The organism is Idiomarina sp., assembly GCF_048265525.1.
Lineage (GTDB): Bacteria > Pseudomonadota > Gammaproteobacteria > Enterobacterales > Alteromonadaceae > Idiomarina.
The window spans coordinates 1-11,916 of sequence record NZ_JBLXBI010000001.1 but is presented as its reverse complement, the minus strand read 5'-3'; the positions used below and the strand labels follow the sequence as shown (position 1 = coordinate 11,916).

Sequence of the window (11,916 nt, the reverse complement as noted above, 5' to 3'; positions counted from 1 at the left end):
GCTTTGCCTTACAAAGTAATCAACTTAGAAAGTGTGGCTTACACGGAAGAAGGCACCGCGTCCAAGAACACGATAGGTTGACGGATCGGTTGAACCGTTCAAAGCACCATCAATGTATGGAGGTTCTTCATCAGTAATATTAGTAAGACCGATAGAGAAACGAGTTCCCCACTCACTGTCATAAGCTACTGACAAGTCATGATACATCTGCGAATCAACTGTAGACGGCTGAGGTACATAAAGGAACTCATAATCCAATCCACCGATGTACTCGGCAGCATACGAAACTGTGAGATCTTCCCAGAACCAGTCTAACGTAAAGTTAGCTTTGTCCTCTGCATAAGTCTCACCAGTATATTGTTGGTCATAAGTACCAGCTAAATCAACAGTTTCTAGGTCACCAAATTCGTTAACAACTGTGTTTTCACGTTTCAAAACATGAGTCCAACCCAAGAATGCACGGAACTCACCAACTTCAGTAGAGAAGTTATATTCAAATTCCGCATCAATACCTTCAGCAACACGAGAAGTTAAGTTTTGAGGCAATGCAACAATCTGTTGCAGTGTTCCGTTGTCACGACGAGTAACTAGGTCACATAAATATTGAACGCCATTAACACAACCGTTTAGTGTGTTTTGCGCCGAGACTGAATCGATAACATTTTCGATATCAATTTTGTACCAGTCTAAAGTAACGTTAAAGCCATCCGCGAACTCAGGAGACCATGCAAAACCAATAGTCGTTGTATCACCGCTTTCAGGTTGTAGCTCTTCATTACCGCCAACTTTAGCGCGTAACTGAGAGTCATCATTACCATGACCGCCTTGAGGTACACCTTGGGCTACGCAGTTAGCTTGCTGATCACCGTTTAAGTCACCCCAGTTAGTCGCACGACAAGGATCAGATCCTGAAGGGAAACTATCAACTTGAGGGCTGTACAAGTCACTAATTGTCGGCGCACGGAATACTTCACCGTAAGTACCACGTACTAACAAGCCGTCAACTGGCTGCCAGCGAATACCTGCCTGGAACGTAGTTTCACTACCAAATGTGCTGAAGTCATCGTAGCGGAAACCAACATCTGCTTCTAAAATGTCAGCTAAAGGTGCGCCTGACAGAATTGGTAAAGCAACCTCACCGAACAAGGAGTTCACAACTATACTACCGTCGGTGCCGCCACCGGTGTTACCGGTTACAGTGCCTTGAGCTTTACCTGAGTCAGGTGAGTAAGAGTACCAGTCACGACGGTATTCATAACCAAACGCTGCACCAACCCAGCCCGCAGGCAGTTCAAATAAATCGCCAGACAATGAAGCATTAAACGTATCTAATTGGCTTCTGTAGTGATCGGACAGCGTTACACCTACATAATCGAGCATATCAGGGGTGATTGAGCCATTACCGCCGAAAAGGTTCATTGGCACACAACCATCAACTACATTTCCTGGTGTACCACAAACAATATTTCCTTCTGCATCCTCAAAGGATGGGCCTAAGGCTGTTGCTAAACGCGAGCCTGTAAACTGACCAGTGTCAATATCTGTACGCGATCTATAACCGTAGTTATAGTTTACATCAAAGCTCCAAGTATCTGTCAGATAACCGCGTAGGCCTAATACAGCCTGCCCTTGAAGAATGTCTTGAGTAAAGCCACGCTCAACTTCTAAAACACGACGACGAACTCGCGTTACATCTTCATCAAACGGGTTGTAATAGTTATCTGGGGATACAGCAAGATCGCTAGAGAAAGCAGGGTTAAACGCTGTATCGTAAGGAGTAGCCGCTAACATTTGTTGTGATTCACGTTTATTTACACGCAGTTCAGTATACGCTTCAACGTCATCCGCTACCTTAAACGAGCCATTTGAGAATACATTGATCTTAGTATATGGGGTCTGGATGAAGTTTACAGGCGCATAGTTATATGTATCGTTACCTGGACCTGAGCCTACCCACTCACGGAAGTCATCACGAGATGCAACGTAACCAGCACCATCCCATGATTCAAAGCTACCTTCACCGTCCTGGCATGGGCCTAAGATATAGTTGCCAGATGGTGTGATTACTTGACCACAAGGTACCGAACCAGAACCTAACAACTGCGCGTTAGCATTAGGACCTGAAGCTATAGGACCGTTTTGCGCAACAGAATCTCCATCTAACCCAGCATAAGGGAACTGGAAAATATCAAATTCTGTATCGCCTTGGTAAACAGGAGACTGTTCAGTGATATCAACACCAAACACGAAATCGCCATCGGCAAATTCACGACCAGTAACGATACTTAAAGTGCGTTCACGGTCACTTTCAGTTTCTGTAGACGTACGGTATTGAAAGTTAACTTCAACGCCCTGAACACTTTTCTTAGTAATGACGTTAACAACACCAGCAACAGCGTCCGCACCGTATACAGCAGAAGCACCGTCTTTCAGTACTTCAATACGCTCAATCATTGAAGCCGGGATTGTCTGGAAGTCACCACCGTCAACTGTACGACGACCATTAACTAGCGTTAAGGTACGAGCGCTACCCAAACCACGAAGGTTTACAGTAACCGCACCACTACCACCGTTGTTGGTCGTAGTACCAATTGGTGAACCTGACATAGCTGGCATTCTTTGGATGAAGTCACCAACGTCCGTGATACCAACTTTTTCCAAGTCTGCGCTTGTGAAAACTGAAACAGGGTTAGCACCTTCGACGTCTGCACGACGGATACGAGAACCTGTTACTTGAATTCGTTCTACTTGCTCTTCTGCATTTACATCATTTTGCGCATCTTGCGCAACTGCTAATGCAGGAAAACCTAAAGACGCAGCTACTGCTGCTGCCGTTAAGCTTTTACGAAATGTCATATTTTTCATGAGTAAAAACTCCCTGGAACGTTTTTATTATATCGCTTCTTTTATAGAAGCTGTTTAGAATCTAACAGGAAGTTAAAAGGTTGTAAACTTTTAGTGTTAATTTTGTTGTTATTGTTTGGTAAGTGTTAAACAAGGCTTCAAATAAGCCTTGTTGTTTTTTTCATTTAGAGGCCGTAACGCAACTACCAACCACTCCCGTTTCAGGAAAGGCGACGGTCTGAACCGTTACATTTTTAAAACCCGCGCTTTCGAAAAGTGCTGCAGTATTAGCTATATCACCTAATTGCTCGGTTGCTCTTAGCAAACTAACCAACCGGGCTTTGTGTTCATTTATCGCGTTAATGTAACCTGACAGCACTCGGTGTGACTCATCAGAATTTCCCTGTGCCGCGGCCTGCAATGCATGCTTTGTTGCCGGAACAAAGTTCATGGCCTGGAAAGCGCCGTACCGCTCGTACTTTCTGGCGAATTGGTTTAGGTTATGCTGTTCCTGCAACGCGGCTTTTGGCAAATTATTAGGACCATGTTTTAACAGGGCTTCCTGAAGCGGTGTTACCGATTTTTTCAACTGTTTAAGCACAGAAGGGATAAACTCAAACAACGCTTTGCTGTTTTTATATATGTTTGAATCGGTCGAATGCACTAAAGCAATAACATTCCCGCCACGCTTAAGTTGCAGGTGTAAATTTTTAAGCCCAGCTTGCATATCACCGTATTCAAGACCAAAGTGCGACACAAAGGTGCCCACTTTTTTATTCGAAGGCAGCTTAAAGGTTTCGTAAGGCGTTTCGGCGTGTAGCTTCAATCCGTCATTAAAAGGCTTAAGCTCGGCTAAATCTATTCCCAGCACATCGAGCTTTTTGCCTTTTTCTTGCGAATATTCCGTTAGCCATTGAACGACAATGCCGTTACCAGTGCCTACATCCACAATTGGTTGCTTCAACTCATTTTCGTCCATACGCTCAAACCAGAACTTGCGCATTTGGTAGGCCTGTAGGCGTGCTTTATCGTCTAAAAAGCTAGCTTTTTCGCCTTTTTGCCAATAGTCACTCCACGGGTTTTTTGTTGTTTTCATTGTTATACACTCCAGTACTACTGCAACGATACTTTCATGCTACCACAAAAAAGCCCGGCTCAAAGAGCCGGGCTGCTGTTTTATAACGCTCTAAAAAGACTATTAGAAGCGGAAGCCAACACGTGCATACCAGTATTGACCCGCTGTATCGTAAGAGGTGTTCAACGTATTCATATCGTTGTTGTTCGATACGTACGGAGGTTGCTTGTCGAACAAGTTACGAATACCCAGCGTAAAGGTTGTCTCTGAATTAAAGAAGTAAGACGCTTGCATGTCATGGTAGATGTAACTACCTACTGAGCTGCTCAAGTCGCTGCTATCGTAGTTGACATCATCAACTCCAGACTGGAATCGTGAGATCCAAGTGACAGCAACATCCTCAACTTTATAAGACGCGGTGAAGTTAGTACGCCATTTTGAGAAAGCAGCGATACGACCTGCGAAGTTAGAATCAGCACCGAAATTACCGGCGAGTTCCAAAGGAGCAGCACCTTCCTGAACCTGATAGTTATAGTCCTTCAGGTATGTACCATCAAGACGCAAGTTTAGAAGGCCTCCGGCAACTTCATCATTCCAGTTAACGTCAAAATCAATACCAGACGTTTCAAACGTTGAAATGTTTTGAGTCGTTGCATCGGTACCAGCTAACGTACCCTGCGCATCGCGATAATCAGAAGAAGGCCAGCTTTTCGTATCAACGGCCTCTGGTCCCAGAATTAAATCGCATGATGCAGAAGAAAAGTTTTCACTTGTGTAACACTGCTCAGCAATCAAGCTTATATCTGGCGCGCCGATGCCGTTTTCAATTTCGATATCGTAGTAGTCGATAGCGACATTTAAATTATCCATAAACTCTGGTTGATAAACTACACCCAGCGTGAAGCTATCAGAAGTTTCTGGTTTCAGATCTGCATTTCCAGATAAAATGGTTGCTGACTGGCTAGTTTTGGGAGTGAAATCACTATCTAACCCATCGGCCTTACAGTTAGCATCCAGAATATCATTGCTGCTGTCGCCATACTCAGTGCAGGGATCAACGTACCTAGAGAATGAAATAACCTGAGGACTGTTCAAGTTATCAATAGTGGGGGCACGAAACCCTTCCGCGATAGTTGCACGCACCAATAAACCATCTTTAGGAACGTACTCAAGACCAAATTTAGTAGTAGTTTGTGCGTCGAGGAAGTTGTAATCGGAACGTCTTACAGCAGCCGATAAATCTAAAGATTGTACACCGGGTAAATCACGCAGTAGTGGTGCATCTACCTCAATATAAGCTTCTTCCACATCATACGAGCCTTCTGATGGAATACCTGGAGTGCTATAAATCTGACCAATCGCGGCGGCACCGTCTGGTTGGTTTTCATAAGATTCCCAGCGTTTTTCAACACCAGCAGCCCATGCAATAGAGCCTGCAGGTAATGACCAGCTACCTGTGTCACCAGTTAAGTTCGCCATAAACTGTTTGGTGGTGCCACGAACAACAGGAGAATTGGCAATCAGAGCATAATCCATCATTTCATCAGTCAATGAATCGGCCTCGAAAGGGTTCCATATTCCCGGACACTCTTCGTCGCTATTGCAAAGTTCTTCATCAAGCAACGTATTGAAACGTGTACGGTTTGCTTGATTATACTCTACCGTTGTATCTACATAACGAGCATAATTATATGAAATATCCCATGACCAACCGTTATCCAGGTAGCCCTCGAAACCTAAGACCATTCGATAATCTGAGAAGTCCTGTGTATATTCCCGGCCACCAGTTTCAGTCAGTCGACGGTAAACCGATAGGTCTTTTCCAGTTTTATTATATTCAAAGTCCGCGTCAACTGGCGCGCCCCAAAAAGTACCTGTTGGCGCTAATAGCTGATTAGATTGACGATTCGCGTAACCACCCTCTAAGAACACGCGTAAATCGCGAGTAATATCGTAATTAGCTACCGCGTTAATGGTAAAGAGTTCTTGTGGTGATTTTAAGTAAGAATCAGTTGCGTAGTTATAACCGTCTTCTTGCGCATTAAACAAACGCTGTTCACCAGTCTGAGGGTCTAGTACGTATGTGTTCTTTTCTCCTGTTGGTACAAAAGAACCGAACTCATTTATTGTAGAACCATCAAAGACGGCCTTGCCATTTTTCTCAGCGAGCGGAATGCGTGAAAAATCACGGTCAGCCTGACCGATTGCATTACGGTTTTGGTATTCAAGACCCAAAACAACACTGCCTTTACCACTTGACGTACCAATAACACCTGAAAGCTTAGTGGTTTCACCATCACCTTCACCAGTTAAGTCGTACTGGGCACTAAACTCCGCACCTTCAAAATCTGTCTTGGTAATAAAGTTGATAACACCGGCAATGGCGTCAGAACCGTATATAGTGGAAGCGCCGTCACGCAAAACTTCTACACGCTGAACCATAGCCATAGGAACGGCGTTCAGGTCACCTGATGCATAGCGACGACCATTAATAAGAATGAGTGTTCTTGCACTTCCTAAACCGCGAAGGTTTGCTGTTGCGTAACCGCCAGAACCATTGTTTGTACTGGAACCGTTCATGGCTCCGTTCATGGAAGGAAGATTATGGATAAAGTTTTCCATAGTGGTAAAACCAGAAGCTTCAATAGCTTCGGCGTCGAATACAGAAACCGGACTTGCGGTTTCCATGTCGGTACGCTTAATACGCGAACCTGTAACCTGAATGCGCTCAACATCGTTAGCGCCTGAGTCTTGTGCTGCAACAAATGCAGGAAAGCCTAACGTCGCAGTAACAGCCAAAGCTGTTACGCTTTTACGGAAGGTATTAGTATTCATTAAAATTACTCCCTGGAACATTATTTTTGAGTTGCTTGATTGGCGAAAGCAACCTGAAACCGATGGTAGCCTGACTACTAATTGTTCGACCACCCGTTTTCGGTAACAACCTTTTAACGCTGTAAGGAGTTCATTTCAATAGGCACTTAGGTCTTTTCTTATAGCACTGGAACTGACTGCTCAACAATTAACCTTAAAGGCTATTAAGTATTCTTTTTTATTAAAAAAATTAACGAGTGTAACTATAAAAAACACATATGTTTACTGATTGTAAAATGTTGATTTTAATGAATTAACCAATACTTTTTATTAACAAATTTAAAGGGGGTTTAGACATGTTGAACCCGTAACACTGCGCCAAAAAAAGCTCAGCGCAAGCAACGGTATCGGTCAGTGCATGGTGGGCATTATAGTCAGGTAAGTTGTAACGCTTACGACAAGCACTAAGAGTCAGCTGACCGCCGTGAATAGGTTGATGAGGGTTGCGTTCAAGCTTATGTTTTTCGAACGCTAAGGTGTCGAATATAGCCAGGGGTTTAAAAGGAATACCGTACTGCGCTTCTATATGCTTCAGAAAACGCCAGTCCATACCTTTGTGGTGACAAACTAACACGGCATCATTCAAAGCACGGCTTAGCATAGCAAAGGTTTGTTTAGGTTCAGAACTGTGCAAAAAATCTTGCCTGGTTAAACCATGAATGGTGGGGCTTTGCCCGAGTTCAAGCTCTTGTCCGTGAGCGAAAACATGATACTGGGCGTTCCCCAGGTGCATCACGGGTGGATGAATGCTCATCCAGGCAATAGATAAAATTTGATGCTTTTTCGGATCCAGTCCGGTGCTCTCAATGTCGAGCGCTACATATCGCAGGCTTTGCCACGGCTGTTTTAACTTCTGTCGTCTGTCGTACCAATGAGCCAGTTTTTGCAGCCACTGAGACATAATTAGTACCCTTGCCGGCTAAACTTAAGACCAACGCCCTGCTGCGCTTCTTTTATAATTTTAAAAGCAGTTTTTAACTGACGTCTTGAAAGCGTACTCAGTTCATCAGGGTCTATGGCATTCTTTGGTTTGTCGCTGCCCCATACTTTTAACTGATGGTTCAACCTGAGTTGCGTCAAAAATTCCCAGGCTTCCAGCAGTGACTGATTATCGCGACGATTTAACAAACGGCTGCCTTTTAGTGCGTTTAAACGTGCAGCAGTGCCTGGTGACGTGATTCCGGCCTGCAATGAGTAAATACGCGCAATGTCGTTAATTAAAGCAATGCCGTAACGTTTAATATCTATGGTATCGCCGTCATCGGTATCCTCTGTACGTAGGCGGTTAAACAACCCCAAAGGTACGGCTATGCGGTTAACCAAAATAGCTAAATTCCCCAGGAACATCTCGTTCTTCGCTAAGCTCGCAATCTGCTCGCGGTATTCTTGATAAAACTTACCCGGACCAACAACCGGCCTGCTGTCAAAAAATATCTGACAATACATGAGTGCCTTTGGTGTCGGGCTTTCAACCCAGCTCCGGAAACGTTCCTTCCATTGGTCTATAGTCCCCCGACACTCGGGGTTGGATGCCATAATATTTCCCGGGCAAGATGGGATACCACACTCATTTAGCCCTTCACAGACGTAATCTCCTAAACCGGCAAACCAGTCTTTTTGCTTATCGGACAAATCATTACTGAGTAAAAGACCGTTATCCTGATCTGAGCTTAAAGTTTGATCTTCTCTGCCCTGCGAGCCAAATGCTAACCAGCTATAAGCGGCTGGTGCAGCACCGTTTTCTTGTTCATACAGCTGTATCAGTTGACGCGTCATGCCATCAGTGACCGATGCCATAAGCCGTCCTAAGACAGAGGTTTGCTTTACGCGGTTGGCAAAGGTCTGCAGATACTCGGGAAGTTTTTGCGCTTCTTCTATTAATTGGGATTTGCTATTTGCCTTACGAATGGCGCTGATAAGAAAGACAGGATCGCTACGTTGCTGACGAATTAAGTCCGTTGCCGTTACCATCCCTACGGGTTGGTTCTGGTCATTAACCACCGGTAAGTGATGAATATTACTGGAGGTCATAGTGGTTAGCGCATCCATTAACGAACGATTTTCGTAAACCGATTCAGGTAATTGTGTCATTACCGCAGAAACGCGCACATCCAGCGGTAAGCCTTCAGCCACTACCCGGTTTCTTAAGTCTCTGTCCGTTAAAATGCCGACCAGCTGGGTTTCATCAACGACCAAAACAGACGATATTCCATGGCTAGCCATTAACTTAGCGGCTTCTTGTACCGATGTGCTACTGGATAAACTGACCGGAGGCATGGACACAACACTGCCAACCGTCTGCTCGCTCCAGTCACTATCGGTGCCATCATCACTTTTTTGTTCTGTTAATAAACGTTGCCCATGGGCTCTTATAAAGTATTGCTCGAAAGGTTTTGATGCATTACGAAGGCGATCAAACGCCGACTGTGGCAACACGTACACGATACCGTCTTCTATCGCCTGCAATTTATTAACCACTTCGCGACCTGATAGCAAAGACGGGTAGCCAAACAAATCGCCGTTCTCCAAACGCTCTATCAGTCGTCCGTCAGCTCCTCGTAAATCAAACACACCTGAACGCGCGATAAACAGCGCAGGCCTCATATCTTTTAATATATCGTTACAGTTCTGCTCATTCATATAGACCGACTGCAACTGAGAGACAGCCCAGTTTCTTTGCTCTTCAGATAACGTGTCAAAAGGAGGGCAGTCTTGTAGAAATGAATTAACTTCCATGGCTAATCCTAAATTATAAAGAAGCTGATTTCAGTTTTGTGTATTAACTTGAGTTAGTCAATAAAAAGCCCAGCACGGGGCTGGGCTTCAATTGAGGTACATCTCGTTAGTGAGACTTAGCTTCACCGGACCCTTTTGGATACCGTATAGACTCAACCAGTTCCTGAATTTCTTCCGGGGCGTCACCAGTAAACTTATGCACGACAACTGCTACAACAAAGTTGATGATCATGCCTAAGGTACCAATACCCTCAGGGGAAATTCCGAACAACCAGTTCTCTTGAGTATTCAGCTCGGGGGCGACGAATTTGAAGTACACGATATAACTGAAGGTAAATAGTATACCGACAACCATACCAGCTATCGCACCTGTGCTGTTCATACGTTTATGGAACACACCCATGATTATCGCAGGGAAGAAGCTTGCTGCGGCTAAGCCGAAGGCAAAGGCGACCACCTGCGCTACGAAGCCGGGCGGGTATATACCAAAGTAGACTGAGATGACAATTGCCGTCGCAGCTGCAACCCTGGCGTAGAACAACTCTTGTTTATCCGTTATATTCGGCGCCAAATTTCGTTTCAGTAAGTCATGCGAAACGGAGGTTGATATAACGAGTAGAAGACCAGCGGAAGTGGAAAGTGCAGCCGCAACACCACCTGCAGCAACCAAAGCGACAACCCAGGCCGGCAATTCACCAATTTCTGGATTCGCCAATACCATGATGTCACGGTCAATGGTCATTTCATTGCGTTCATCACCTGAGTAAAACATTTTGCCGTCGTTGTTGTTGTCTTCCCACGTAATAAGACCGGTTTTTTCCCAGTTTTTAATCCAGCTTGGCGCGTTATCGTATTCAACACCTTGTAGGTCTGGCCCATTGATGGTGTTGAAAATATTTACTTTAGCAAACGAAGCAATAGTCGGAGCTGTTAAGTAAACTACTGAGATGAAAGTCAGAGCCCAGAAAGCTGAACGGCGTGCATCACGTACTTTCGGTACAGTAAAGAAACGCACGATAACGTGAGGCAGACCAGCGGTACCTACCATCAATGCTGCAGTAATGAAGAACACATCAACTTTACTACGCACACCTTCGGTGTATTCAGCAAAACCTAGCTCGGTCGATAATCCATCCAGTCGTTCAAGTAAGAACTGCCCGGAGCCCGGAACGCCATCGGCTATGGTGGCGCCAAAGCCCGTTTGAGGCAGTACGTGACCGGTCATCATTAATGACAAGAATACCGCAGGCACAATGTAAGCGAACATCAATACAATATACTGTGCTACCTGAGTGTAGGTTATCCCTTTCATGCCACCCAGTACGGTATAAAAGAAGACAATTATGGCACCGATGATAACGCCAGTTGCGATGTCAACTTCCAGGAAGCGGGAGAATACGACACCAACACCTCGCATTTGACCTGCAATGTAGGTAAAACAGATCAGGATCGCGCAGATAACTGCAATAGTACGCGCAGTCTGAGAGTAATAGCGGTCACCAATAAAGTCGGGCACGGTGAATTTGCCAAACTTACGTAAGTAAGGAGCAAGACACATAGCCAGCAGTACATAGCCACCAGTCCACCCCATTAGGTAAACAGAGCCATCATAACCTGCGAAGGCTACGATACCCGCCATTGAAATAAAAGAAGCAGCTGACATCCAGTCTGCGGCCGTTGCCATACCATTGGCAATAGGGTTAACTCCGCCGCTTGCTACATAAAAGTCATTAGTTGAGCCGGCACGTGACCAAATCGCAATACCTATGTATAGCGCGAAAGTCAGGCCGACGATTATAAAGGTGAGCGTTTGAATATCCATAGCGCCTTAGTCCTCGTGTACATTGTATTTGTTATCTAACGCGGCCATGCCTCTCACATAAATGAAGATAAGCACGATGAAAGTCAGAATGGAGCCTTGCTGTGCGAACCAGAATCCCAGCTTAAAGCCGAAGAAAGTGATTTCGTTAAGCACGTCCACCAATATAATTCCAAAGCCATAGGAAACGACAAACCATACAATTAGCAGCTTGAGCATCAAGCTGAGGTTTTCTTTCCAATACGCTTTGGCATGGGATTCGCTTTCGAATGCCATAACGTCCCCTCCAGTTGTTCAACATTATTGTTTTGAATCGATAACAAATGTAAATGCAATTGTTAACAAGGGGAATAGGACTTTGGTCGTAGCTGATTGAAAGGAGAATTTCAGACATAAAAAAAGCCCCTCGCATAAGCGAAGGGCTGTTTTATTAATAGTCTGGCGGTGACCTACTCTCGCATGGGGAGACCCCACACTACCATCGGCGCTGGTGTGTTTCACTTCTGAGTTCGGAATGGATTCAGGTGGTGCCACACCGCTATGGCCGCCAGACATAAACTGTCACAAC

Annotated in this window: 7 protein-coding genes and 1 rRNA gene; all 8 read right to left on the bottom strand. The window is 44.9% G+C overall.

The window, feature by feature from the left end:
• Positions 1–24: 24 nt before the first annotated feature.
• Positions 25–2,865: a TonB-dependent receptor plug domain-containing protein gene (locus ACN0TF_RS00040; RefSeq protein WP_417440273.1), complete on the bottom strand. Its 2,841-nt coding sequence runs from the start codon at positions 2,863–2,865 to the stop codon at positions 25–27.
• 160 nt (positions 2,866–3,025) lie between these two features.
• Positions 3,026–3,940, bottom strand: a complete 915-nt coding sequence (locus tag ACN0TF_RS00035; RefSeq protein WP_414018585.1) for an SAM-dependent methyltransferase — start codon at positions 3,938–3,940, stop codon at positions 3,026–3,028.
• A gap of 102 nt (positions 3,941–4,042) precedes the next feature.
• Positions 4,043–6,754 carry a TonB-dependent receptor plug domain-containing protein gene (locus ACN0TF_RS00030; RefSeq protein ID WP_417440272.1) on the bottom strand — a complete coding sequence of 904 codons (2,712 nt, stop codon included), beginning with the start codon at positions 6,752–6,754 and terminating at the stop codon, positions 4,043–4,045.
• A 292-nt stretch (positions 6,755–7,046) separates the two neighbouring features.
• Positions 7,047–7,694 (bottom strand): 3'-5' exonuclease, encoded by a 648-nt coding sequence (locus tag ACN0TF_RS00025; RefSeq protein ID WP_414018586.1) that lies wholly within the window; start codon positions 7,692–7,694, stop codon positions 7,047–7,049.
• A gap of 2 nt (positions 7,695–7,696) precedes the next feature.
• Complete coding sequence (locus ACN0TF_RS00020; protein ID WP_417440271.1) at positions 7,697–9,529, bottom strand: DUF294 nucleotidyltransferase-like domain-containing protein; 1,833 nt, start codon at positions 9,527–9,529, stop codon at positions 7,697–7,699.
• 106 nt (positions 9,530–9,635) lie between these two features.
• A complete protein-coding gene (locus ACN0TF_RS00015) occupies positions 9,636–11,351 on the bottom strand; it encodes a sodium:solute symporter family protein (RefSeq protein ID WP_417440270.1) in 1,716 nt (571 codons plus the stop codon).
• 6 nt (positions 11,352–11,357) lie between these two features.
• Positions 11,358–11,624, bottom strand: a complete 267-nt coding sequence (locus tag ACN0TF_RS00010) for a DUF4212 domain-containing protein (protein WP_011234430.1) — start codon at positions 11,622–11,624, stop codon at positions 11,358–11,360.
• Between the two features lie 160 nt (positions 11,625–11,784).
• Positions 11,785–11,900: ribosomal RNA gene (gene rrf, locus ACN0TF_RS00005) — 5S ribosomal RNA — on the bottom strand.
• Positions 11,901–11,916 lie beyond the last annotated feature (16 nt).

Excerpts from the sequence above, each read along its gene's own strand:
- ACN0TF_RS00030 (WP_417440272.1), bottom strand. The coding sequence starts at position 6,754 with ATGAATACTAATACCTTCCGTAAAAGCGTAACAGCTTTGGCTGTTACT.
- ACN0TF_RS00025 (WP_414018586.1), bottom strand. The coding sequence starts at position 7,694 with ATGTCTCAGTGGCTGCAAAAACTGGCTCATTGGTACGACAGACGACAG.
- ACN0TF_RS00040 (WP_417440273.1), bottom strand. The coding sequence starts at position 2,865 with ATGAAAAATATGACATTTCGTAAAAGCTTAACGGCAGCAGCAGTAGCT.
- ACN0TF_RS00010 (WP_011234430.1), bottom strand. The coding sequence starts at position 11,624 with ATGGCATTCGAAAGCGAATCCCATGCCAAAGCGTATTGGAAAGAAAAC.
- ACN0TF_RS00015 (WP_417440270.1), bottom strand. The coding sequence starts at position 11,351 with ATGGATATTCAAACGCTCACCTTTATAATCGTCGGCCTGACTTTCGCG.
- ACN0TF_RS00020 (WP_417440271.1), bottom strand. The coding sequence starts at position 9,529 with ATGGAAGTTAATTCATTTCTACAAGACTGCCCTCCTTTTGACACGTTA.
- ACN0TF_RS00035 (WP_414018585.1), bottom strand. The coding sequence starts at position 3,940 with ATGAAAACAACAAAAAACCCGTGGAGTGACTATTGGCAAAAAGGCGAA.